We start from the raw sequence: 24,803 nt of genomic DNA, 5'->3' as shown, positions 1-24,803 counted from the left end.
CGGAGTAGCTCGATGTTGACCATGCAAGACGCGCTCGCACGGCTCGCCGAGTACTGGGCGAGGCAGGGCTGCCTGACTGTCCAGCCGATGAACACGGAGGTCGGGGCGGGCACCTGGAACGCGGCCACCTTCCTGCGTTCCCTCGGTCCCGAGCGCTGGCGGGTCGCGTACGTGGAACCGTCGGTACGTCCCGACGACTCCCGTTACGGCGACAACCCGAACCGTCTCCAGACGCACACCCAGTTCCAGGTCGTACTCAAGCCGGAGCCGGGCGACGCGCAGCAGCTCTACCTGGACAGCCTCACCGCGCTCGGCATCGACGTCGCCGCCCACGACGTGCGCTTCGTCGAGGACAACTGGACCTCTCCGGCGCTCGGCATGTGGGGCCTGGGCTGGGAGGTCTGGCTGGACGGTCTGGAGATCACCCAGTTCACCTACTTCCAGCAGGCCGGTGGCATCAACCTCGACCAGTCCGCGGTGGAGATCACCTACGGTATCGAGCGCATCATCATGGCCCTGCAGGGTGTGGCCTCGTTCAAGGACATCGAGTACGCGCCCGGCGTCCGCTACGGCGAGATGATCGGTCAGGCCGAGTACGAGATGTCCCGGTACTACCTGGACGACGCCGATATCGAGACCAACCGCGCACTCCTCGAGCTGTACACGGCCGAGGCGAGCCGGCTGCTCGATCTCGGATTGCCCGTACCCGCACACGTCTACCTGCTCAAGAGTTCCCAGGCGTTCAACGTGCTGGACGCGCGCGGCGCGGTCTCCACCGCCGACCGGGCGACCGAGTTCGGGCGGATGCGTCGGCTCTCCCGGCGCATCGCCGAGCTCTGGATCACTCGCCGCGAGGAACTCGGATACCCGCTCGGCGTCGCCCCGGCGGTCACCGCCGCCGTCCCGGTCGCGACGGTGCAGACCGAGACGTCCTCGGCCCGCCAACTCGTGCTGGAGGTCGGCTGCGAGGAACTGCCGCCCGCCGAGGCGCCCGCCGCAGCCGCCGCGCTGGGCCGTGAGGTGGCGACCCGGCTCGACGCCACCCGGCTCGCCCACGGCACGACGCGGGTGTATGCGACACCGCGCCGGCTCGTCGTCGTGGTCGACGACGTCGCCCCCCGGGAGGAGGACTTCACCCGCTCGGCGAAGGGGCCGAAGCTGGCCGCCGCGTACGACAAGAGCGGTGAACCGACCGGCGCCGCGAAGGGCTTCGCCCGCTCGCAGGGCCTTGAGGTCTCCGCGCTGGGCCGAATGGAGATCGACGGCGTGACGTACCTGGCGGTCACCCGTCAGGAGCAGGGCCGATCCGCCCTGGAGGTGCTGGGCGAGGTCACCGGCCGGGCGGTCGGCACCCTGCGGTCGGCCAAGAACATGCGCTGGAACGACCCGTCCCTCACCTTCAGCCGGCCGATCCGCTGGCTGCTGGCCCTCTGGGGCCCCGACGTGGTGCCGATGACGGTCTCCGGTCTCGCCGCCGGCCGGCAGACCCACCTGCTCCGTACGAGTGAGCAGCCGGTCGTGCCCGTCGCCACCGCGGAGGAGTACCTGGACGTGCTGGCCACCGCCGGTATCGTGGCGGACCCGGTCGAGCGCCGGCGGCTCATCGGCGAGCGGTGCGCCGAACTCGCCGCCGAAGTCGGCGGCGCGGTGGACCTGGCCGGCGAGTCGCGGCTGCTGGACCAGATCAACTACCTCGTCGAGCGTCCGAGGCCGCTGCTGGGCGCGTTCGCCGAGCGGTACCTGGAACTGCCCGAGGCGGTGCTCACCACGGTGATGCGCAAACACCAGCGTTACCTGCCGGTCCGGGACGCCGACGGCCGCCTGATGCCCTCGTTCGTCGCGGTGGCCAACGGCCCGGTCGACGTCGACCGGGTCCGCGCCGGCAACGAGGCGGTACTTCGTGCCCGGTACGAGGATGCGGCGTTCTTCTACCGCGCGGACCGGGGCGTGCCGCTGCCCGAGCTGCGTGACCGTCTGGAGAACCTCACCTTCACCGAGGAACTCGGCTCGATGGCGGACCGGGCGTCCCGGGTCGGCGCGCTGGGCATTCGCCTGGCTGATCCGGTCACCATGACCGACGACGAGCGCAAGACCCTGGAGCGGGCGGCCGGCCTGGTCAAGTTCGACCAGGGCTCGCAGCTCGTCACCGAGCTGACCAGCCTGGCCGGCATCATGGCGGAGGACTACGCCCGGCACGGCGGCGAACCGGAAGGGGTCGCCGTCGCGATCGCCGAGGCGGAGATGCCTCGGGCCTCCGGCGACGCCCTGCCGGCGTCGCTGCCCGGGGCCCTGCTCTCCCTGGCTGACCGGCTCGACCTGATCGTCGGCCTGGCCGCCACGGCGGGCCTGCCCACCGGATCCAGCGACCCGTTCGCGGTCCGGCGGGCGGTGCTCGGTGCGCTCGCCGTGCTGCGCTCCCAGCCCGCGCTGGCCGCCCTTGACGTCCGTGCCGCCCTCGCCCTGGCGGCCGACCAGCAGCCGGTCGCGATCGCGACGGAGAAGCTCGACGAGGTGCTCGAGTTCATCACCCGGCGCTACGAACAGAGCCTCACCGAGGCGGGCACCCCCACCGAGCTGGCCCGCGCCGTCGCCGTCCGGGCCCGGCGGCCATGGCTCGCCGACCGCACGCTGAAGCAGCTCGCCGCCGCCGTGGCCGAGGAGGACTTCGGGGCTCTGGCGATGGCCATCGGCCGGTGCAGCCGCATCGTTCCCGCTGGCCACCCCGCCGGTTACCGGCCCGAGGATCTCGTGGAGCCGGTCGAGCACCGCCTGCACGAGACCTTCACCCAGGTCCGCTCCGAACTGGACCCGGAGGCCGACCTGGAGACGTTCCGGCGCGTCGCCGGCCGCCTGGTGGCCCCGGTCAACGCCTTCTTCGACGAGGTGTTCGTGATGGCCGACGAGCCGCAGGTCCGGGCGGCCCGGCTCGGTCTGCTCGGCTCCGTCCGGGACCTGGGCGCGGACTTCCTGGACTGGTCCCAGCTGCGGGGCTGAGACCCCGGCGCGCGAGGGTTGCCGGCCCGGTGTCCAAGCCCGGGTCGGCGACCCGGGCTTCGCCTTCTCCGAGGTCGGTGCGGCCGCCTCCGGTGTCGGGACCGCTTCCCGAAGCCATCGCCGTGATTACGGAGATTCCGGCTGGCCGCCGTGCGCCGAACCCGCCGTGATTATGGTGTCCCACGGTGATCTGGCACCCCAGCGGGACCCCGGCGCCGGAATCGTGGGTGTGCCGGGCAACGGGTTGCCGGTCCGACCACGACTTAGCGGTGTAGCGGATGCCGCGAAGACGAAGGGTCGGGTGGGCGAGTGTGCGGGCGATTACCAGTGGGGTGGATGCGAGGATGTCACTGAACTGGCGGGCCGCCGATCGGGTGGCGGTCGACGCCGAATACACCGAGTACGTCCGGGGCGGGCTGGCGCAGTGGCGCCGGACGGCGTACCTGATGTGTGGCAACTGGGACTCCGGCGACGACATCGTGCAGCGGGTGCTGACCGAGCTGTACCGCAACTGGCCGCGTGCCCGCCGTGCCGACAACCTGAACGCCCTGGTCCGGACGATGCTGCTGCGGCGGCTGATCGACGACCGGCGGCGGGGCTGGGCCCGGGTACGCCTCACCGATCTGCTACCGGACCGTCCGGCACCCGCCGAGCCGGATCCGGCCGACCGGCTGGACCTGGTGGCGGCGTTGCGCCAGGTCGCGCCCCGCCAGCGGGCTGTCCTGGTGCTGCGGTTCTTCCAGGACCTGACGGTGGAGGAGACGGCGCAGGTGCTGAACTGCGCGCCGGGCACGGTCAAGAGCCAGACCGCCAAGGGGCTGGCGACGCTGCGTCGCCTGCTCGCTCCGGCGGAGACCGACGCGTTGACCACGGGGAGACGATCATGATCGAGGAAGCGGAAGTGGCGCGCCTGATGCGCGCGGAGGTCGACTCGGCCGAGGGGCCGTCGACCCGGCTGGACATCGACCGGGCGATGCGCGGCGGCCGCCGGCAGCGGCGGTACCGCCAGGGTGCCGGGGTGGCCCTGGCAGTGGTCGCGCTGGTCGTCGGCGTCGCGACGGTGCCCGGCCTGGTGAAGGGCGGACCCACCACGGCGACGGGCCAGGGCCTGCTCGCCCCCGGCGACCAACCGTTGGCGCCGTTCACCGGCGAGGTGCCGCCGGCCGATCCGTCCAGGATCCCGGCCGCGCTGGAGACCGTCGACCCGAGCATCCTGTATGCGCGCTTCGGCTGGCTGCCGTCGGGCCTGGGCTCGGTGAGTTACCACGCGGGCCTGCTGCAGCACGGTTCCGGCGTCCTTCTCGGCGCCCAACTTCCCGGCCCGACACCCGACCACTGGCAGGGGGTGTCGCTGCGGCTCTATCCCAAGGGGGTGGCCCCGGCCGCGCCACAACGGGACAGTGGCGAACCGGTCACGCTCACCGAGTCGGTGCCCGCGCCGCCGGTACGGGGCGGTACCGCCAGCTTCGTCCGCTATCCGGGGGCGCCGACCGACGAGGTGTTCCTGCGCTGGGAGTACGCGCCGACCGGCTGGGCCGAGATCCGGGTCTCGTCCTGGAGCAGCGGGCTGGACGTCCAGGACGTCGCCCTGCGGGTGGCCCAGGCACTGAAGCTCAGCGTCACCGAGTCGGTGCCGCTGCCGATTCCGGTCCAACCGGCGGTGCCGAAGGAGCTGCGACCGGTCCGGATCACCCTCACCGAGCCGCTGGTCGACTCGGAGGGCTGGTTCGCCGGCATCGACTACGCCGATCCCGCCACCACCGAGGACGCCGTACGCCGGGGCGAGGCACTGCGGATCGAGCTCTTGCCGTACCGGGTGATTCGGGACGAGGAGCGCGCCGATCCGACCGCCAAGCTGCCTCCGGCGCCGAACACCACCATCGACGGGCACTCGGCGTACTTCGTCCCGAATGCGGGGGCGCCGGGTTCCGAGTTGTTGACCGTCTACGACGCGATGGGGCTGACGATCGGGATCGACGCGCACCACGGGGTGCTCGACAAGCAGGGCACCAAGGGGGTGTTCGAGAAGCTCCGGCTGGCCGGCGAGAAGGCCGAGTGGCAGCCCGGGTTGACGACCGGCTGACCCGTCCGGACACCCGCCGTCACGGGCCCGTCGGCATCGCCGGCGGGCCCGTCGGCCGTCCTGCTCGAATGGGCGGGGCCGTCCTGCTCGAATGGGCGGGGGACGGAAACCGGGAACGTGGTCGCCGTACGAGGTAGCCGGCCGTGTCGAGGCCCCGGATGGAGGTTTGAGGCCGGACAATTCGGGTACTGCACCCAGCAGCGTCGAAGAGCGCTCAGCCCGGGAGGCGACCATGATGGAGAGCCGGATCAAGGTACTGGGACACCCGGTACATCCGATGCTGGTGATGTTCCCGATCGCCCTCTTCGTGGCCGCGGTGATCTTCGACGTCATCGACGTCGCCGGCGGACCTGGCTTCCTGGGCGAGCTGGCGTACTGGAACATCCTGGTCGGCCTGATCGGCGGGGTACTGGCGGTGGTGGCCGGCGCGGTGGACCTGCTGGCCATTCCGTCCGGGACCCGGGCCAAGCGGGTCGGTGTCGCGCACGCCGCGACCAACATCGCCGTGCTGCTGCTCTTCGCCGCGATCTGGGCGGTCCGGATGGCCGCCGACGACCGGGCCGCCGGCGGCGCACTGGTCGCGATCGAGGTGGTCGCGATCGCCGGCGCCGCGCTCGGTGCCTGGCTCGGCGGGGAACTGGTGGACCGGCTGGGCGTCGGGGTGGACCCGGACGCCGACCTCAACGCCTCCAGCTCGCTCCGCCCCAGGGCCGCCGACCGCCAGCTGGGCGACATTCGTTGACGGAACGGACGACGACGTCCCGGACCGGCGCCGGAAGGGATCTGGCGGTGCCGTGGTCCGGGACGCGACCGAACGCGCCGGACCGCCGACAGGCGGTCACCGTACGACAGGAGGGAACGCGGAGCCATGGGTGAGCCAGGACGTGGCGGGGGAGACCGTGGCGGAGCAGATCGGGGCTGGGATCCGTTCGGCGAGTTGCAGGCGCTGCGAGCGGAGCTGCGCCGGCTGGTGGGCTCCGCGGTGGGTGGCCGGGGCAGTTCGCCCGACATCGAGCTGCACCAGGCCGACGACGGCTGGACCGTGATCGCGCGGCTGCCCGGGGTCGCCCCCGAGGAGGTGGCACTCGAACTCGACGACCGCGAGCTGTGTGTCCGGGCCCGGTCCGAGGCCGAGGTGAACGCGGATCACGGAATGGCGGGCAGCGGAACCCAGACCCGCTCGTTCGAGCACCGGGTGCAGCTGCCCGCGCCGGTTGACCCGGACCGGATCGACGCCGTGATGGACCACGGACTCCTCACCGTCACGCTGCGCAAGGCGGCCCGGCCCGGCCGCCGCACCATCACCATCGGCACCCGACGCTACGACCCGGGCCAGCGCTCTGGGGGTACGACCGGCTCCCGGCCCGCCGTCGACCCGGCCGCCGACCGGGAACTGCACCGCCCGGACACCGCCGTGGGCACTCCGGCGCCCCGGTTCACCGGCTGACCGGCCCCGGGTACCCGCTTCATGATCGGCAAGGTGCGCGACCTGGTCGGTGACGTCGAGCGGATCGCCGTACTCCGGGCCAACGCGCTCGGCGACTTCATCTTCGCGCTGCCGGCCCTGGATGCGCTGCGGGCCAGCTATCCGGGCGCCGAACTGGTGCTGATCGGCGCGCCCTGGCACGAGCGCCTGCTCCGGGACCGGCCCGGACCCGTCGACCGGGTCCTGGTGGTGCCGCCCGCGCACGGCATCCGGGTCGCCGGACCCGACGAGCCGGCACCATCGGCGGAGTCGATGAGCCGGTTCCTGGACGCGGCCCGCCGGGAGCGGTTCGACATCGCCCTACAGATGCACGGCGGTGGGGCGAACTCCAATCCACTCGTCGCCGGGCTCGGTGCCCGGGTGACCGCCGGGCTGCGGGCCGAGGACGCCCCGCCGCTGGACCGCTGGCTGCGCTACGTCTACTACCAGCCGGAGATCGTCCGCTACCAGGAGGTCGCCGGTCTGGTGGGCGCCAGCCCGACCGGTCTGGTGCCCCGGCTGGCCGCGACCGACGCGGACCTGGCCGAGGCGCGGGCGGTGCTCGGCGAACCGGACCGGCCGAGGATCGCGCTGCATCCCGGTGCGAGCGACCCGCGCCGACGCTGGCCGGCCGAACGCTTCGCCGAGGTAGCCGACCAGCTGGTCGCCGACGGGTACGACGTGCTGGTCACCGGTACGCCGGACGAGCGCGAACTCGCCGAGCGGGTGGTCGCGGCGGCCCGGCTTCCGGTGCGCTCGCTGGTCGGGGAGCTGACGCTGGGCGGCCTGATCGGCTGTTTCGCGGGCTGCGCGGTGGTGGTCTCCAACGACACCGGACCGGTGCACGTCGCCGCCGCACTGGACGTCCCGACGGTGGGCATCTTCTGGGTCGGCAACCTGATCAACTGCGCCGTACCGCTGCGGGGCCGGCACCGGCCGATCGGCTCCTGGACCCTGCACTGCCCGGTCTGCGGCGTCGACTGCAGCCGGGAGCTCTATCCGGCCCGGGGCGGCGGCGAGGCCTGTCCACACCGGGTCTCGTTCGTCACCGACGTACCGGTGGTGGAGGTGCTGGAGGCGGTGGCGGATCTGACCCGGCCGCCCGGGGTGGAAGACGGAGGTCAGCCGACCGCGTCCCGTACCGCGTTGTAGACGCCGGCCATCGCCGCGGCGACCGGGATCAGCGAGATCAGCACGAGGTATTCGCAGATGTCCAGCCAGCGCCCGGTGAACGGCGAGTGGATGTTCCGGACCACCCGGTCGGCGTAGACCAGGCACAGCGCGCCGGCCGCCGCGACCACCACCGCCACGGCGAACAGCCAACTGGGGCCGAGCACGGACGGCAGTCGCCAGCCCAGACCGGCCAGCACGACCAGCCCGACCACGACCATGCAGACCCGTTGCGCCGCCCCCGCGTAGGACCGGGACCGCAGCAGCCAGGCGACGCCGACCAGCCCGACCAGGATCGACGACCACACCGAACCCTCGCCGAGCACCACGGCGGCGCAGCCGGCCACCGCCACGCCCAGCGCGGCGACCAACGCGGTCAGCAGCCCGGCCGCCGCCGACGTCGCGTCGAGCACCTCCGAGCCGAGCGCCGGGCGTTCGTCCTCGCGGAACGACTCCATGTCCTCCGGCACGCTCGGCAGCGGCAGCCGGGCCAGGCGCAGTGAGATCATCGGGGCGAGCGCGGTGGCGCCGGTCAGCAGGGTGACCCCGATCGCCGCGACGTTCGGCGCACTCGTGCCGAAGAGCAGCACGCTCGCGGTGACCAGGGCGCCGGCCGCCGAGGCGACGAGTACGGAGACGAACCACGGATGCCGGTGCACGACGGCCACCGTCAACGCCGCGTACAGCGTCAACGCGCCGAGCCCGATGGCGAGCGAGCCGGAGCCGACCGGCCATACCTCGTGCGGCGCCAACGCGGTGATCCCGGCGAGTCCGGCGGCGACCAGTCCCGCACCGGCGCAGGCGCTCGCCGCCGCCACGTCCCCGTACGCCCTGGCGAGGGCGCCGCCGGCGAGCAGCAGCGCCACCGCGATCACGCCGACGGCGACGGGTGCCTGGGGTTGCCCGGACAGCCCGGCCAGCACCAGTGCCGTCGTACCGGTGAACAGCACCGAGGCCGTGGCCAGGCCGAGTCGCCGTCCCACCCTCGGCCGCCAGGCGCCCCGCCGGGTCCGGGCGGCGCTGGCGATCGCGTCCACCACGTCGTCGTACAGCGGTGGCGTCTCGTACCCAGTGCGGGCGCTGAGCTGGAGGATCTCGCCGTCGGTCAGGGACGCGGCGGCGACGGTCAACCCGGGCGGGATCGGCGGTCCACCGATCCGGGACAACGCCCAGCCGGCGCCCTCCGGCCCGGGCTGTGTCGCCGCCCCGGCCAGCTGGACCAGTTGCGGGATCAGCTCGGCCAGGGTGCACTGCACCGGCAGCCCGACGTCCATCCGGGCGCGCGGCGCGACCACGGTGACCCGGCGCAGCCCGGAGACCGCCCCGTTCGGTGGCACCGCGGACGGCGCGCTCACACCGAGGAGACGAGCCGGTCGGCGGCCGCGAGCAACGGCGCGAACCGGGCCTCGGTCGCCTTGGCGAGCCGGTCCTGGGCGTTGTTGACCGCCTCGGTCACGAGCACACCGATGTCGTACGCGTCGTAGCGGCGCAGGACCTCCGGTTCGATCGAGACCTCGGTGATCCGGCCGGTGCCCCGTACGGTGGCGACCACCTCGTTGCCCCGGGACGCCCCCTTGACGACCAGTTGGTCGACGGCCTGCCGGATCCGGTCGGCCTCGTGTCGCTGGTGCTCCAGTTGCGCGATCGCCTCGGCGATCTCCGGCGGCATCTCGGTACCGTCGTCCGGTCTGACGCTCATCCGCACCTCCGGGCTCATCAGCGGGTTGCTACCAGCTGGTTGGCCGCGCCGGTGCTGCTGAACAGCGTCGACAACACGCCGCTGAGCTGGTTCTTCGTCGTGTCCGACGCCGACTGGGCGCTCTGCTTGGCGGACAGCGCCGCCTGGACGGCCTTGAGAATCGCCAGCATCATCATGATCCGGTCCGCCGGCGAGGGCAGGGCCCTGGCCCTGGCGATCTCCTGCATCATCGTCTGGATGATGCTGTTCGCCTGTGACGTGAAGTTCTGCTTCTGCTGGTCCACGGCGCTCTTCGCCTGGGTCAGCGCCGTGGCGGCACTGTTCAGCCGCTGGCTCTCCTGCTCCAGGTCGCGCCGCAGGATGTTGAGCAGCTGCTGGGTGAGGTCCGTCGAGGACTGGTTGCACCTGTCGTACGCCTGACCGTTCCAGGTCTGTCCCAGCCTGGCGATGGTCTCTCGGATGCTGTTCGCGGTGGACGTGGTCTCCTCGGCACACCGGGAACACTCGTTCGCCCTCGTCCGCAACTCGCCGGGAGACCCCGTGACGTCCTTGGTCGCCTCGGCCAGCAACAAGAACCCGGCTTGGATGATCGCCGTCACCTGACCTGTGTTCATAGCCGCGCCTTTCGTTCCCGGCAAGCCTAGGTCCGCCCGGCCGGGGTGGCGGACGGCAAAATTACCCACCATGCCGGTGGAGGGCGTTCGGCAGACTTCGGTGATGAGCGAGCTGTCGCTGCCGGGGGTCCGTCGCGTCGCCGCGCCCCAGGCGCCGTCCGGCGAGATCGTCCTGGAGTCGCCGCCCAGCCTGGTGAAGGGCAACGCCCAGGCGATGATGCACCTGCTCTTCATGGTGCCGATGATGTTGGGCATGGGCGGCATGTCCTTCGTCTACATCGGACGTGCCGGCGGCGTGATGACGTACCTGTTCGGCGGGCTGTTCGTTCTGGTGATGGTCGGCATGATCGTGATGGCGCTGGCGAGCGGCCGGCAGGCGTCCAAGGCCAAAATCAACGAGGAGCGCCGGGACTACCAGCGCTACCTCGCCGGGCTGCGCCGGAAGGTCCACGACGTGGCCGAGCGGCAGCGCGCCGCGAGCACCTTCGGCCAGCTGGACCCGGCCGACCTCTGGACCTTCGCCGACAGCCCCCGGCTGTGGGAACGGCGCCGCTCCGACCCGGACTTCGCCCAGGTACGGATCGGGATGGGTCCGCAACGGCTGGCCACCCCGCTGCGCTCCCCGCAGACCGCACCGCTGGAGGACCTCGACCCGGTCTCGTCCACCGCGCTGCGACACTTCATCCGGGCGTACTCGACGGTGCCGGACCTGCCGGTGGCGATCTCGCTGCGGGCGTTCACCCGGATCGGCATCAGCGGCCCCCGGGCCGGGGTGCTCGGTCTCGTCCGCGCACTGCTGGCCCAGCTCGTCACCTTCCACTCGCCCGGCGACCTCCGGATCGGGCTGTGCCCGGCGCCGGACCGCGCCGCCGAGTGGGACTGGGCCAAGTGGCTCCCGCACGTGCAGCACGCCGTGCACAGCGACGCGGTCGGGCCGGTCCGGCTGGTCGCGTCCGACCTCGACGCCCTCGCCGAACTGTTCGGCGCCGACCTCGGCACCCGGCCGCCGTTCACCCGACGCGCCGGCATGGGATTCGACGTACCGCACCTCGTGGTCGTGGTCGACTCCGGCCGTACCCACGGGGCCACCCGGCTGGCCCCGGAGACCGGCCTGCACGGCGTCACCATCATCGAGATCGCCGAGACGGCGCCGACCGAGACGGTGCCGAACGTGCTGTTCCTGCACGTGGCCGACGACCGGCTCGGCATGCTCGCCGACTCGGCCGCGACCACCAGCCTGAGCTTCCTCGGCACCCCGGACCGGCTCGACGCCGCCGCCGCCGAGGCCATGGCCAGGGGGTTGGCCCCGAGGTTCCGGAGCGCGGCCCCGGCCGCCGAGACCCCGCTGTCGAGCACGTTCGGCCTGGCCATGCTGCTCGGCCTCGGCGATCCGAGGGACACCGACCCGGCGATCACCTGGCAGCCCCGCTCCCCCCGGCAACGGCTGCGCGTGCCGCTCGGCCTCGATCCGCAGGGCCGACCGGTCGAACTCGACCTGAAGGAGTCGGCGGAGGACGGGATGGGGCCGCACGGCCTGGTGATCGGCGCGACCGGCTCGGGAAAGAGCGAGCTGCTGCGCACCCTGGTCAGCGGCCTGGCCGTCACCCACTCCTCGGAGACGCTGAACCTCGCGCTGATCGACTTCAAGGGCGGCGCGACGTTCGCCGGGATGACCGAACTGCCGCACACCTGCGCGGTGATCACCAACCTCTCCGAGGACCTGGCGCTGGTCGACCGGATGGCGGACGCGATCAACGGCGAGCTGGTACGCCGGCAGGAACTGCTCCGGTCGGCCGGCAACTTCGCCTCCGTCCGGGACTACGAACGGGCCCGCGAGACCGGCGCCGAACTGGCGCCGCTCCCCGCACTGCTGGTGATCATCGACGAGTTCAGCGAACTGCTCTCCAGCCGCCCCGAGTTCATCGACCTGTTCGTGCAGATCGGCCGGCTCGGGCGCAGCCTCGCGGTGCACCTGCTGCTCGCCTCGCAGCGCCTGGAGGAGGGCCGGCTGCGCGGGCTGGAGGCGCACCTGTCGTACCGGATCGGGCTGCGTACCTTCTCCGCGTCGGAGAGCCGTGCGGTGCTCGGGGTGCCGGACGCGTACCAACTGCCGGCGGTGCCGGGATCGGCGTACCTGAAGACCGACACCGACACGTTGCAGCGGCTCAAGGCCGCGTACGTCTCGGGCGAGTTGCCGCCCCGGGACACCGGCCCGGGGCCGATCGCGTTGCCGGGCCGCCGGGTGCTGCCGTTCACCCTGGCCCGGGTCGTACCCGCGATCCCGCCGCCACCTCCGCCGCCGGTCCCGATCCCGGGCGCACCGGTACCGGTCGGCACCGGCGAGACGACGATGACGGCGATGCTCTCCCGGCTCACCGGAAAGGGGCCGGCCGCGCACCAGATCTGGCTGCCCCCGCTGGACGAGCCGCCGACCCTCGACCAGTTGCTGCCGCCGCTCGGGGTCGACCCGGAACGCGGGCTCTGCCCCCGGGACTGGACCGGCAACGGCGGGCTCGTGGTGCCGGTGGGCCTGGTGGACCGGCCGTTCGAGCAGCGCCGCGAGGAGCTGTGGTTCGATCTCACCGGCGCGGCCGGCAGCGTCCTGGTGATCGGCGCCCCGCAGAGCGGCAAGAGCACCTTCCTGCGCGGGGTCGTCGGCGCCCTCGCACTCACCCACACCCCGCGCGAGGTGCAGTTCTTCCTGCTCGACATGGGTGGCGGCGCGCTCGGTCCGATGGCCGGACTGCCGCACGTCAGCGGCCACGCCGTCCGGCGCGACGTCGAGCGGTGCCGTCGGGTGGTCGCCGAGGTCGGCACGCTGCTCGCCGAGCGGGAGCAGTACTTCGCCGAACAGGGCATCGACTCGGTCGCCACCTTCCGGCAGCGGCGTACGGCGAACGCCGGGGCAGACGCCGATGAGCGGGAGTTCGGTGACGTGTTCCTCGTCGTCGACGACTGGGCCACGATCCGCCAGGAGTACGACTACCTCGAGGACGCCATCATCAGGATCGCCACCCGTGGGCTGGGTTTCGGCATCCACGTGCTGCTCTCGACGACGTGGTGGCTGAACGTGCCGACCCCGTTGCGGGACAGCCTCGGCACCAGGGTGGAGCTGCGGCTCGGCGATCCGGGCGACTCGATGATCGACCGGCGGGCCGCGCACAACGTACCGGCCGGTGCCCCGGGGCGCGGGATCACGGCACAGCGGCTACAGATGTTGGGCGCACTTTCCCGGATGGACGGTGACCAGGACCCCGGAACCCTCGGCGTGGGAGCGGCGGACCTGGTCACCCGGGTCGCCGCGGCCTGGCCCGGCCCGCCGGCCCCACCGGTACGGCTGCTGCCCCGGATGGTGCCGCTGGACAGCCTCGCCGGGGAGTTCGCCATCCCGGGGCGCGGGATTCCGCTCGGCATTGCCGAGGACGACCTCGGACCGGTCAGCCTCGATTTCGACGCGGAACCGCACTTCCTGGCCTTCGCCGACGTCGAGAGCGGCAAGAGCGGTCTGCTGCGGACGATCGCGCAGGGCATCACCCGCCGCTACACCCCCGCCGAGGCCCGGATCATCATCGCGGACTACCGGCGTGGCCTGCTCGGCCTGGTCGGCCCGGAACACCTGCTCGGGTACGCCAGTTCCGAGCCGGCCCTGCTGGACATGGTCGGCCAGGTGGCGACGGCGATGCGGGACCGGCTGCCCGGCCCGGACATCACCCCGGAACAGTTGCGCCGCCGGGACTGGTGGCAGGGCCGGGAGCTGTTTCTGCTGATCGACGACTACGAACTGGTCGCCACGCCGGGAAAGCTCACCCATCCGTTGCAGCCGCTGCTGGAGTACCTGCCGCACGCCCGGGACATCGGCCTGCACGTGGTGGTCGCCCGGGGCAGTGGCGGTGCGGCCCGGGCGATGTTCGACCCGGTACTCCAGCGGATCCGGGAACTCGGCTCGCCGGGGCTGGTGATGTCCGGCAGCAAGGACGAGGGCGCGCTGATCGGCGACGTCAAGTCCGGCCCGCAGCCGGCCGGGCGCGGCACGCTGGTACGTCGGCGTACCGGTCCGATGCTGGTCCAGGTCGCCTGGACGCCGCCGGTCGAATGACCGGTGTGGGTAAAAGTGCCGTACAGGGCTCCGCCGTCCGGCCATAGCCTGGAACCCGGAAAGGAGGGCGCATCATGGCTTCCCAGGGGTTTCTAGTCGACGAGTCGGTGATGGCGAAGGCGGCCACCGACTTCGAGGGCACGGCCGAGAGCATCAGGGCGTTGATGAGGACGCTCGACAACAACGTGAACAGCACGGTCGGTGCCGCCCAGGCCTTCAACGGCTCCGCGCGGCTCGCCTTCGACCAGAACCGGATCCTGCTGAACGAGAAGATCCAGAAGGCCAACCTCGCGCTCGCCGAGATCGCACAGGGCTTCCGGACCGTCATGGGTACGCACACGCAGCAGGACCAGGAGCGTACGAGATCGATCAACCAGGTGAGCGCGGGCAGTTCGGGCGCCATCGTCAGCGGACTCAACGGCTGACCGGCCGGGTCGAGGGGAGACAACGATCATGACGGCATTCGGCGGCGGGTTGTCCAGCGGCACGGTGGCGGTGAACTTCGGCGCGGTCGGTGCGGCCGGTGACCAGTTGGTCAACTCGGCCGGGGCGATCAGTGGGGTGCTCGGCGACCTGGACCGGGCACTGAGTCCGGTACGGGAGTCCTGGTACAACTCCGGCAGCTCCTCGGGAGCCCAGGCTCAGATCGCGGAGCAGAATCTACGGGCGGCACTGACCGAGATGAGCACGATCATCCAGAACCTTGGCGGCCTGCTCAAGACGTCGGCGGCCGAGGCAGCCCAACTGGACAGCTCGCTCGGCAACCGGTTCCAGGTCGGCTAGCGAGCACCCATGAGCGGCGAATCCTTCGCGGTGGAGCTGCGTTCACTGACCGAGTTCGCGCAGGAGTTGGCGGCTCAACTGACCGGGATGGCCCATCCGCTCGGCCAGTTGACCGCCCTCACCGAACGCGAACTGCGGCTCGGTGCCTTCGGTGAGGCGCAGTCCCTCGGCGAGCGGCACGGTGTCGCCCGGACGGACCTGCACACCCTGGTGTCCCAGGCGCGCGATGCGATCGACTTCGCGAAAGAGGTGACCGTGATGGTCAACGACGCCTACCAGAACTACGACAGCGCCGTGGCGGGCGCGGTCAACACCGTCACCGGTGGATTGACCTCCATCGTGGACGGAACGGTGACCGGTCTGACCGGGCCGATCACCGGGGCCGGTGCCGGAAGGGCCTGAGCATGCGTCCGCGTACCGACTTCTCCCGCTACAGCCACGGGCAGCTCTACCAGATGCTGCACCACGGCGACGAGGCGACCACGCGCGCGATCGCGGACTCCTGGGACGGCATCGGCGCCCGGCTGCACGAACAGGCCAGCAATCTTGAGATCAAGCTCGCCCGGTTCCGGCAGCAGTGGCAGGGCGGCGCCGCCGAGCAGTACCAACTGATGATCAGTGATCTGAGCACCGGGCTGCGGCGGATCGGGGACGCGGCGTTCGCCGTCCGGGACGTGGCGCACGACGCCGGTGACGCGCTGGTGAAGGCGAAGGCCTGGATGCCGGTTCCGGTCGAGGTGCCGGAGGTCTCCGCTCTGACGGTGTTCCTGGCGACCACACCGCAGGCGGTGGATCCGCTCGCGTCCGGCCAGGAGGTCGCGCAGTTGCGGCAGCGACAGTCCGACGCGGCGACCGAACTGTTCCGGCACCAGCAGGCGGTGCAGGCGTCCGACGCGGCGCACGCCAGGGCGGTGGCGGTGATGAACGAGTTGGCCGTCGCGTACCAGATGGCCGAGGGCGGCATCCCGGTTCCGCCCGAGGCCGCCGGTGCGGCGGGCGTGCCGGCCGACGGGGACGGCACGTCGGGGTGGGGGCAGGTGGACGCCGCCGGGGCAGACCCGGGAAGCGGCACCGGCAGGCCGGTCTTCGGCACCATGTTCACCGCCGGAGTCGCCGCCGCCGCGGCGGCCACCGCCGGGCGGCTCGGCGCGCGGATCGTTCCGCCGGTGCCGGGCTGGGCGAAGAACAAGAAGGCCGACAAGAGCGCGGGTACGTCCGCCGCCGGGCGGGCCGACGTCGGCACCGGCTCCGCTGGCCTGGGTGGACTGGGCGGCGGTGGCGTGACGGGGGTCGGTGGCGGTGTCGGCGGGTCCGGTCAGCCGGCCGTTCCGGCGGCCCACAGCGGCCTGACCGGAGCCGGGTCGGCGGTCGGCCAGTCGGCCGCGGCCCTCCGCGCCGCCACCGGCGCGGCCGGGATGGGCGCCGGAATGATGCCGATGATGCCGTTCATGCCGTTCGCCCCCACCGGCGGGGACATGGGCGGATCCCGTCGTACTCCGCCCTGGCTGACCGAGACCGAGGACGTCTGGGGCGAGTCGTCGATCATCACGCCGCCGGTGCTCGGCGAGGACCCGCCGGACGACCGGCACCAGCCGTTGGAGTTCCCGTACTAGGAAGGTGTGTCATGGACGTTCCCGAGGCAAGCTCTGCCGCCGGGCAGCGGATGCAGGTGCAGTTCGACGCGGTCGACGCCGCCGCCAGGGCGCTGCCGAACCAGGTCGCCGCGCTCGGCCAGACCCGCCAGACCCTGACGGCCCGTTCGGTGCCGGCAGAGTGGCTCGGGCAGGTCCCCGGATCACAGACGGCCGCCACGGGCCACGCCGGCAACATCGCCGAGAGCGTCCGGCAGTTGACCGCGGCGGGCGGCCGGCTCGACAACATCATCGGTGGCATGCAGGCCACCAGCACCGGGACCCGGGCCTTCGACGACGCGAAGACCAAGAAGCAGCAGGAGCAGAACCAGCAGCTCGCCCAGGTGGAATATCCGCCCGGTCAGCGGGACAAGGCGCTGGCCGTACTGAAGGAGATCGAGGCGAAGAACCCGATCAGCGTCGCCGCCGTCGCCCGGAACCAGCTCGAAGAGGTCATGTGGCTGCGTAATTTCGAGTCCGGTCAGATCGGCGACCACTACGACAAGGACGTACGCGAGCTGCTGGGCAAGCCGCCGACGGATGCGAACCTGCTCGAACTCGCCAGAACGGAGACGGAGTTCTGGTACTCGGGCCGGGGCAGCTATCTCGGCATGACGATGGGTCCGGACTGGCGCTACGGCTATCTGCTCAGTTCCCGTGCCGATTGGCTCACGGAACTGACGCCGGCCCTCCGGGAGGATGCGCAGCACCGGATCTTCCCAATGTCGCCGTGACGATCCGGGACGCTCCCGGCGGGGCGAACCGGTCAGGGACGCCAGCCCCGGGCCCGACCGCGCCGGACCACGGTCACGGTCAGCACCGACAGCACGGCGCCGAGCAGGCCGAGCAGGGCGAGAATCCCCGGCAGGCGTTGCCGGGCCGGCGGATCCGCCGGACCGGCAGCCACCACCACCGCCGGTGCCGCCACCTCGGCGGGCCGGCCGGACGCCGTCGGGCCGGGAAGTTCGGCGGTCACCGCGGCCCGGACGTCCAGCACGCCCCAGCCGAGTCGGGGATCACGCTTCCCGCTCGGCGGCCGGTTCGCGGTCGCGGCGAGCCGGTCCCGTATCTGGGCGGGCGTCGACGCTGGGCGGTACCCGTGGATCAGCACGGCGGCCCCGGCGACGTACGCGGCGGCGTAGGTCGGGTCGTCGACGCCCCAGCGCTGGCCGATCCCGCCGCGTGCCCCCGCTGCCGTGCTGACCAGCCCCTCGCCCGGCGCCGCGATCCACAGGTGGTCGCCGGCCTCGCCCTGTACCGGCGCGCCGGCCTGGTTGTGCGCGCCGACCCCGATCACCCCGGGCAGGCTGGTCGGGTACGACAACGTGCCCGGTCGGTCGGCCACCGCCGGCGAGACCACGACCACGCCCCGGCCGACGGCGTCGCGTACCGAGGAGTCCAGCGCCCGGCTGGTCCGCGAGGTGGGTACGACCACCAGGATCACGTCCGCCCGGGCGTCCACGGCCCGGTCGATCGCCTCGGCCAGCGCGTTCGGAGTGGGCTCGTCGGTGCTGGCGCCGCCATCGGTCGACTGGGTGTAGCGGAGGCCGAGTATCCGGGTACCCGGCGCCATGCCGTTGAACGTGGTGGCCGGATCCGGTGCGGCGGCGACGATGCCGGCGGCGAAGGTGCCTCGCCCGTCGCAGTCCGTGGTGTCCGAGCCGGCCACCACCTGTCCCCGGCGGAACTGCCCGTTGTCCGCGTCGACCCCGGTGCCGAGCACCGCGAGCAGTTCTCCGGCGCCGTCGCTGAGCGGCCAGATCGGGGACGGGTCGGTGATCCGCTGCGCCCAGCCGGCGGCGTCCCGGTACACCCCGGCCGGGGTCGCGCAGCGGGCCGCCGCACCGGCCGGTACGGCGGGGGCGAGCAGCGGCGGAAGCATGCCGAGCGCGACCGCCAGGGCGATCGGGCGACGGGAACTGGTCATGTCCGGCTTCCCGATTCAGGCGGAGAGTCTGCCGCCGGTGGTACTGAAGTCGGCGACCCCGTGCTCGATGGCGTACCGGGTGAGCGCGGACCGTCGACGCAGCCCGGTCTTGTCCCGGATTCGGTCCAGATAGGACCGCACGGTCCGTACGCTGATCTTCAGCGTCCGGGCGATGTCCTCGTCCCGCTCCCCGGCGGCCAGCCAGGACAGTACGTCGATCTCCCGGTCGGACAGCTCGGGCTGAGCGGTGCGCCCGACGCAGTCGTCGGTCAGCACCGACGCCAGCGTCGCGGAGGCGTAGCGGTGTCCAGCCGCGACCTGCCGGAGCCCTCGGAGGATCTCGTCGCCGTCGGCGCGCTTGGACAGGTAGCCCGCCGCACCGGCGGCCATCGCACCGCGTACCTCGGGTCGGCCGGCCTGGGCCGAGAGCACCAGTACCCGGTGGCCGAGCCCGGTCACCGCGCGTACCGCCGCCGCACCCCGGACTCCCGGCAGTTCCATGTCCAGCAGCACCACGCAGTTCGGACACCGTCGGGTGGTGGCGAACTCGGCCACGGATCCGGCGGCCGTGCAGAGCGCGAAATCGGGCGCCGCGTCGAGGAGCCCGACCACGGCGGCCCGGTAGAGCGGATGGTCCTCGACGACCCCGACCGTGATGCCCGCAGCAGCCACCCCGCACCCCTTCCCACAGCACGTTCGGGAGAGAGCCTCCCGTCCGAACCCGGCGGTTCGACCGTATCGGCGGGACGGGAGCGGCGGTGATGGTTGTTCGTCCACCATGCCGGCGGTCGGTTCGGCGCCGGTTCCAGTGGCTCGGGAACTCGTCGGGCTCAGAGTTCGTCGGCCTGGACCAGGCCGTCCTGGATCGCCCGGGCGACCAGTGCGGCCTTGGTCGGCGCCGGACGGCCGACGTTCGCGTACTTGATCCTGGCCCGTTCCAGGCAGGCGTTGACCCGGCGTACGGTCAGGTTGAGCCGCTTGGCGACCATTTCCTTCGACTCGCTGCGGAACCATTCGAGCAGTACCTCGGTCTCCCGGGGCGACAGCTTCGGCCGGTCCGGCCGGTTGTCGGTGCCGAACGCGCCGGAGAGCATCGGCGGCAGGTACGGCACGTTCTGCGCGGCGGCCTGGGTGGCGGCGACCAGGTGGTCCTCGCCCTCTGCCTTGGTCAGGTAGGTGAACGCCCCGATGTCGAGGCAGTTCAGTACGGTCTCCCGGTCCGCCCGCATGCTGTAGACCACCACCTGGCGACCCGCGTCCACCAACCGCTTGAGGTCGCCGTACGCCGGGCCGGTCAGGTCGAGTTGCAGGTCGAAGACCACGACGTCGGCCCCGTTGCCCGGCGGCAGCCAGGCGGTGGCCACCGTCGGGCCGGCGTCGAGCACCTCGATCGGCGGGTCGGCGAGAGAACACCAGGCCCGTACTCCAGCGATCACCACGGGATGATCGTCGACGACCACGACGGAGATCATGACTTCCCCTGCCAACTCGACTGGATCCACAGCCGGTCCCCGTCCATGGTGGTCGACGTGTGCACGCCGTCCCCCTCCGGGAACGGGTCGGCCTTCGGCGGGCAGGCCGCGACGACGCTCACCGTCACCGCTCCGTCCGCGCCCACCACGGTGAGTCGTACCTTGCCACGTGCGGTGACCAGGGCCCAGATCGGGGCCTCGGTCAACCGGCGCCGGACCTTGGTGGGAATGGCCGGCCGGTCGCCGAGCTCGGCGAAGGCCACCGAGACCCCGTTGCGCTCGGCCAACTCGATGCACGCCCGCAGCTCGTGCAGCAACGGATCGGGCACGGTGGCGTCCTCCGCGAACAGCCGGCGCATCTTGGCCGCCTCGATCGCACAGGACCGGCGTACCGACTCCGCTCCGGGGTCCAACTCGCCACTGGCCAGGCCGGACAGCAGTGGCACGGCAGTCTCGGCGAGTTCGGCGTAGCGCTCCCGCCGGTCCTGGGCCAGTTGGGCGGCGACCGCCTCGGTGGTCCGTACCTCCTCCTCGGCTCGGGCGACCCGGGCCGAGGTGATGGCGAGCTGGCGCAGCACGATCGCGATCATGCCGACCCCGAGCTGGAAGGCCAGCACGAGCACTGTCGCGTTCACCGAGGCGGCGAACGTGATCGCGGCGTCCCCACCGAGCACCGTCTGCGCGAACGTCATCAGGTAGTGGCCGGCGAGCACCCCCACGAAGACCAGCGGCCTGGTGTCGAGCAGCAGGAGCACGACCGTCCACCCGGCGTTCCCCTCCGACCAGTGCGCGTACCCGAGCCGCTGGTCCGGCGGCACCGCGGCGGTGGCGATCGCGGACAGTACGAACACCAGGGTCACCAGCGGCCACCGCCACCTGCCGATCCCGCGCCCCCGCAGCAGGCCGGCCGCGACGACCAACGTCAGCAGCACGAACCCGCCCATCGCCAGGTACTGCGCGGTGGCCGACCGGTACGTGTCGTGGCTCGCCAGCAGCTTCGGCAGGTCGAGCAGGAGCAGGATGACCAGGTTGATCGCCACGGTCGCCCAGAGCAGGCCCCGTTGGAACCGGGTGGCGATCATCTCGACGTCGTCGTCCCCGGAGTCCGGTGCGGTACGGGGGCACTCCATCCGTACGGTGGTGCCCCGGCCGGGGCTGCTGTCGATCGTCGCGCGCCCGCCGATCCGGGTCATCCGCTCCACGATCGAGCGCGCCACGCCGTAGCGGTGGTCGGAGACCTGGTCGGGTGCGAAGCCCCGGCCGGAGTCGACGACCTCGACCACCACGGTCCCGGCCGAGTCGCCGGCCACCGAGACGGCGACCTCGGCGGCATCGGTCTCGGCGTGCCGGACCACGTTGGTCAACGCCTCGCGGGTGCCGTGGCACAGCATCGCCGCGTCCACCGCACGCATCGGCACCGCCGTCGGGCCCCGCCAGCTCACCCGCAGCGGCACGTGCCGGAGCACCTCCCGCAGCATGCCGACCAGATCCACCTCGCGTTGGGACACCACCGCCGGGCCGCTGAGCACCTCGAGGTCCCGGGACGCCTGTTCGGCGAGCCACCGCTCGCGTCCGGCGGCCACCCCGGCCCCGACCATCAGCAGGGTGGCCGAGGACGTGTCGTGCAGCGCGGCCAGGTACTCGCGTTCGTCCATCCGCCGCGCCGAGGCGATCGTGGCCTCCCGCCGGGTCCGTTCGCCCCGTACCACCAGCTGGTCGGCGGCGCGTGCACTGCGTCGTACCAGGCGGTAGAGGCTCCAGGAGAGCGCGACCTCCGCCACCAGCCACAGCCGGATCGGGATGGACGCAAACCCCAGGCCCGCGAGCCAGCCGTCCGGATTGGCGATCGCGGCACCGCCGATGTCGGCCAGCATGACGGCGACGGTCGCGATGGCGAGCGCCCGGGTGCCGAGCTGCCACGGATAGGTCACCACGATGATCGCCGCGGCGGCCGACACCCAGATCGTGCTCCCGGAACCGACGTCGGTGGGCGCCGGCCAGACCTGGAGGAGGCAGACCGCACACACCACCGCCACGTCGGCGGGAATCAGCCAGCGGGGGGCACCACGCAGGGTGCGGACGGCGTAGTAGACGTTCCAGGCGTTGAGCAGCAGCACCATCGCGGCGGCCGGGACCGGCTCCCGCGGAGTGTCCAGCAGCAGCGCCGCGAAGCTCGCGGCGGCGGCCACGACGAGCCGGAGTCCCAGCGAGTAGCGCAGGCCCTGCCGCAGCAGCCCCCGCTCGACCGAGCCCATCAGCGCGGCGTCGTTCTGCGCGCCTCGGCGGGATCGAGGGTGGCTCCGGTCGGGAACATCGCGAGCACCGGGGCCGGCACGCCGTGCGGGCGTACCCGTCCGTAGCCGAGCGACGAGATCACCGCGTTGCCCGCGACCGGGTACTTCGTACCGGTGTCGGTGATCACGTAGACGGTCCCGGATGGCGCTCCCGGCGCCGGTTCCTCGGCGACCAGCGCGCCGGCGCCGCCCGGGACGTACACCTCGGTGGCGACCGCGCCGGCCGTCGAGCCCGACGCCGTCGTGATCGGCTCCGCGCCGCGCAGTGGAAGCCCGTCGTCGAGGGTGATCCGGGTGCCGTCCACGCACACCGTCGTGGTCGGCCCGATCGGCACCGGCTCGGGCCGGCGCCGGGGATAGCCCTCGGTCCTGACCGGGGAACGGGGCGCGGCGGCGACGTCGGGCGCGGCGACCGGCAGCGGCCGGGGCAGCGCGCCCGGGTACGCCGCCGCGCTTTCCGGCGAGCCGAGCACCAGCCGGGCCTCGGTGTCGGTGATCACGGCGAGCCCGTCCGGGCGTACCAGGTAGAGCTCCTCCGCGCCGGTGGTCAGGACCTGCCCGACCCTGGTGCGGACCGCGCCGACCGTCGGGCCGGGTCGCCCGGTGCCGTTGACCGCGAAGGTACGCAGGTCCCGGCCGGCCGCGAGGGTGTTCAGCCAGGCCGGCGCCACCTGGACGGTGTCGGCCGAGGCGAAGCCGAGGGCGACCACCGCCGTCCGGTCCGGCACCCGGTGCCGCTGCCCGTCGATGACCAGGAATCGCTCCCCCGAGGGCAGCAGCGCCATCAGGGCCTGGCCGGGCCGCAACTCCACCCCGCCGGGCTGCTGGCCGAGCAGGACGGAGGAGATCGGCGCGTCCCGGGCCGGCCGGTCCGGCGACTGTCGGGTGCATCTGGTCCACGGGCCGGTGAGCAGGCGGTTGGCCGGTGGCAGCGAGTCCGGCGCACCCGCGATACCGACCCCGGCGCCCCGGGGGACGTCGCGCAGCGCCTTCGCCGGCACCGTCACGGTCTTGGTGCCGTCGCCGCCGGCGAGGAGCCGGGCCGACGCGTAGTTGAGTACCGGATGCAGCGCGTCGTCCTCGCCGAGGACGAACCGGGCTCCGGTCTCCTTCTCCACGATCACCTGTCCACCCTGGCGCCACGCCTGCGCCCGGGTCGGTGCGAGCAGCCCGATGATGCCGAACACGGCGGAGACCAGAAGGGCGACGGCGAGCCCGAGCGCGGTGCCGAGCAGCAGCCGCTTGGACGGCGAGACGGGATGATCCGCGTCAGCCGAGACCAGGGCGGACACCAGGCGACGGCGGAGGAACTGGTACGCCTGGATCCGATCCTTCTGCGTCCACACTCGACGACTCCCACACACTGTTGGCGAAACGTCAGGCAACGGCGATAATACCGAGTGTCCGTCGCTTTCCGTCCTGTCCCGCGACATCGTGCGCTTGGCGGTGCTCACCGATGACAGTCACCGCAGTTCCGATCCGACCCGGCACCGACGCGACCCGCCGGCTCACCCGGACATCCCGCCTCGGCGCCCGGGTCGGCTGGCTGCTGCCGGTGGGCGTCGGCCGGGTGGCGATCTGGCAGCTCGCCGCCCTGGCCGTCCTCGCGACCGGGTTCCGGCTCGACCTGCCGACGGGTGCGGTGCTGCTGCTCGCCACCCTGCTGCTCGCCGCGACCTCGGTCCGGATCGGCGGGCAGTGCGCCTACCAGTGGGCGGTGATATTCGTCCGCTACCGGCGGCGCCGTCGCGGCACCTCCGACCAGCCGGCCCCGACCGCCGTGCACAGCCTCGCGCCCCGGCTCCTGGTGCAGACCCAGACGGACCGGTCGGGGAACCGGGCCGGTGTCGCGGCCGTCGGCGACGACACCGGGTACACCGTCGTCGTCCAGATCGCCCCGACCGCGCAGCCCGACTCGGCGAGGCTGGTCTCGGTGCTGCACCAGGCCTTCGACCGGGCCGACAATCCGGTCAGCGGGGCCCGACTGGTGGGGTGGGCCGCGCCGGTCGGTCCGGCACCGGTCCGGGTCTACTGGCTGGCCCTGCGGTACCGGTACGCCGACGCGCCGTGGCCCGCGCTGGCCCGGGGCGGTGGCGCGGCCGGTGGTCGACGGGCCGCCGCGAGTGCCGCCCAGCGGCTCAGGAGCGATCTCGCCGACGCCGGATATCCGAGCACCGTGCTGGACACGCCGGAGCTGTACCACGCGCTGTTCGTCGCGATCGGCGCCGACCGGGGCGCGGTCAGCGGCAGCCGGTACCACGCGGTGGAGAGCTGGCGGGACTGGTCCGTCGGCGAGGTACGCCAGGCCTGTTTCACCCCACGTTCGGCGGCGGACCAGGTACCCCTGATCGGCCTCTGCGCACCGGGGGCCAGTTTCACCTGCACGGCGTACGCGTTGCGGCGTACCGCCCAGGGGCGGGTCACCGCGACGACGACCGTACGGATCGGCCTGCCGAACAGCGCCCCGTACACCCCGGGGCAGGTGGCGGCGAAGCTGGGCGTACGGCTGATCGCCACCGACGGCCGGCACCGGGAGAACGTCCTGGCCACCCTCCCGCTCGCCTGATCCCGGGGC

General features: G+C 72.6%; 21 protein-coding genes. 13 read left to right on the top strand and 8 right to left on the bottom strand.

Going from position 1 to position 24,803, the window contains the following annotated elements; translation table 11 throughout:
* Positions 1-12 precede the first annotated feature (12 nt).
* From H4W31_RS05825 to H4W31_RS05800, 6 genes are all read left to right on the top strand, one after another.
* Positions 13-2,994 (top strand): glycine--tRNA ligase, encoded by a 2,982-nt coding sequence (locus tag H4W31_RS05825; protein WP_192765711.1) that lies wholly within the window; start codon positions 13-15, stop codon positions 2,992-2,994.
* A gap of 344 nt (positions 2,995-3,338) precedes the next feature.
* Positions 3,339-3,881, top strand: a complete 543-nt coding sequence (locus tag H4W31_RS05820; RefSeq protein WP_192765710.1) for a sigma-70 family RNA polymerase sigma factor — start codon at positions 3,339-3,341, stop codon at positions 3,879-3,881.
* Positions 3,878-5,077: a hypothetical protein gene (locus tag H4W31_RS05815; protein WP_192765709.1), complete on the top strand. Its 1,200-nt coding sequence runs from the start codon at positions 3,878-3,880 to the stop codon at positions 5,075-5,077. Before H4W31_RS05820 ends, H4W31_RS05815 begins: the two co-directional genes overlap by 4 nt.
* A 235-nt stretch (positions 5,078-5,312) precedes the next feature.
* Entirely contained in the window at positions 5,313-5,819 is a 507-nt protein-coding gene (locus H4W31_RS05810) for a DUF2231 domain-containing protein (protein WP_192771871.1), read from the top strand.
* Positions 5,820-5,945: 126 nt separating this feature from the next.
* Positions 5,946-6,524: an Hsp20/alpha crystallin family protein gene (locus H4W31_RS05805; protein WP_192765708.1), complete on the top strand. Its 579-nt coding sequence runs from the start codon at positions 5,946-5,948 to the stop codon at positions 6,522-6,524.
* Positions 6,525-6,545: 21 nt separating this feature from the next.
* On the top strand, positions 6,546-7,694 hold the full coding sequence (locus H4W31_RS05800) for a glycosyltransferase family 9 protein (RefSeq protein WP_192765707.1): 1,149 nt from the start codon (positions 6,546-6,548) through the stop codon (positions 7,692-7,694).
* Here the strand turns inward: H4W31_RS05800 and eccD are convergent.
* From eccD to H4W31_RS05785, 3 genes are read right to left on the bottom strand one after another with little or no spacing between them, the layout of a single operon-like run.
* The gene (gene eccD / locus H4W31_RS05795) at positions 7,664-9,067 is read right to left on the bottom strand and encodes a type VII secretion integral membrane protein EccD (RefSeq protein ID WP_318783039.1); all 1,404 of its coding nucleotides are present in this window, start codon (positions 9,065-9,067) and stop codon (positions 7,664-7,666) included. The two genes, H4W31_RS05800 and eccD, sit on opposite strands and share 31 nt — an antisense overlap.
* A complete protein-coding gene (locus tag H4W31_RS05790) occupies positions 9,064-9,411 on the bottom strand; it encodes a YbaB/EbfC family nucleoid-associated protein (protein ID WP_192765706.1) in 348 nt (115 codons plus the stop codon). Before H4W31_RS05790 ends, eccD begins: the two co-directional genes overlap by 4 nt.
* 17 nt (positions 9,412-9,428) lie before the next feature.
* On the bottom strand, positions 9,429-10,025 hold the full coding sequence (locus tag H4W31_RS05785) for a WXG100 family type VII secretion target (RefSeq protein WP_192765705.1): 597 nt from the start codon (positions 10,023-10,025) through the stop codon (positions 9,429-9,431).
* A 103-nt stretch (positions 10,026-10,128) separates the two neighbouring features.
* Here H4W31_RS05785 and eccCa point away from each other — a divergent pair, with 103 nt between their 5' ends.
* From eccCa to H4W31_RS05755, 6 genes are all read left to right on the top strand, one after another.
* A complete protein-coding gene (eccCa, locus tag H4W31_RS05780) occupies positions 10,129-14,121 on the top strand; it encodes a type VII secretion protein EccCa (RefSeq protein ID WP_192765704.1) in 3,993 nt (1,330 codons plus the stop codon).
* Between the two features lie 74 nt (positions 14,122-14,195).
* Complete coding sequence (locus tag H4W31_RS05775; RefSeq protein ID WP_192765703.1) at positions 14,196-14,546, top strand: WXG100 family type VII secretion target; 351 nt, start codon at positions 14,196-14,198, stop codon at positions 14,544-14,546.
* A gap of 28 nt (positions 14,547-14,574) precedes the next feature.
* On the top strand, positions 14,575-14,904 hold the full coding sequence (locus H4W31_RS05770) for a WXG100 family type VII secretion target (protein ID WP_192765702.1): 330 nt from the start codon (positions 14,575-14,577) through the stop codon (positions 14,902-14,904).
* Positions 14,905-14,913: 9 nt separating this feature from the next.
* Positions 14,914-15,306, top strand: coding sequence for a hypothetical protein (locus H4W31_RS05765; RefSeq protein WP_192765701.1), 393 nt, complete (start codon positions 14,914-14,916; stop codon positions 15,304-15,306).
* A 2-nt stretch (positions 15,307-15,308) separates the two neighbouring features.
* Entirely contained in the window at positions 15,309-16,517 is a 1,209-nt protein-coding gene (locus H4W31_RS05760; protein WP_192765700.1) for a WXG100 family type VII secretion target, read from the top strand.
* An 11-nt stretch (positions 16,518-16,528) separates the two neighbouring features.
* On the top strand, positions 16,529-17,269 hold the full coding sequence (locus H4W31_RS05755; protein WP_192765699.1) for a hypothetical protein: 741 nt from the start codon (positions 16,529-16,531) through the stop codon (positions 17,267-17,269).
* Positions 17,270-17,301: 32 nt separating this feature from the next.
* Here H4W31_RS05755 and H4W31_RS05750 read toward each other — a convergent pair whose 3' ends face one another.
* The 5 genes from H4W31_RS05750 to eccB form a co-directional block, all read right to left on the bottom strand.
* Complete coding sequence (locus tag H4W31_RS05750; protein ID WP_192765698.1) at positions 17,302-18,462, bottom strand: S8 family serine peptidase; 1,161 nt, start codon at positions 18,460-18,462, stop codon at positions 17,302-17,304.
* A gap of 15 nt (positions 18,463-18,477) precedes the next feature.
* Positions 18,478-19,134: a response regulator transcription factor gene (locus tag H4W31_RS05745; protein WP_318783038.1), complete on the bottom strand. Its 657-nt coding sequence runs from the start codon at positions 19,132-19,134 to the stop codon at positions 18,478-18,480.
* A gap of 158 nt (positions 19,135-19,292) precedes the next feature.
* On the bottom strand, positions 19,293-19,934 hold the full coding sequence (locus H4W31_RS05740; RefSeq protein WP_192765696.1) for a DNA-binding response regulator: 642 nt from the start codon (positions 19,932-19,934) through the stop codon (positions 19,293-19,295).
* Positions 19,931-22,189, bottom strand: coding sequence for a sensor histidine kinase (locus H4W31_RS05735; protein ID WP_192765695.1), 2,259 nt, complete (start codon positions 22,187-22,189; stop codon positions 19,931-19,933). Before H4W31_RS05735 ends, H4W31_RS05740 begins: the two co-directional genes overlap by 4 nt.
* Entirely contained in the window at positions 22,189-23,574 is a 1,386-nt protein-coding gene (eccB, locus tag H4W31_RS05730; RefSeq protein WP_192765694.1) for a type VII secretion protein EccB, read from the bottom strand. The genes H4W31_RS05735 and eccB overlap by 1 nt, the downstream gene beginning before the upstream one ends.
* A gap of 110 nt (positions 23,575-23,684) precedes the next feature.
* Between eccB and H4W31_RS05725 the strand changes: the two genes are divergently transcribed.
* A complete protein-coding gene (locus H4W31_RS05725) occupies positions 23,685-24,794 on the top strand; it encodes a type VII secretion protein EccE (RefSeq protein WP_192765693.1) in 1,110 nt (369 codons plus the stop codon).
* Positions 24,795-24,803 lie beyond the last annotated feature (9 nt).

The organism is Plantactinospora soyae (assembly GCF_014874095.1).
Classification (GTDB): Bacteria; Actinomycetota; Actinomycetes; order Mycobacteriales; family Micromonosporaceae; genus Plantactinospora; species Plantactinospora soyae.
This window is presented reverse-complemented; position numbering and strand designations above follow the sequence as displayed.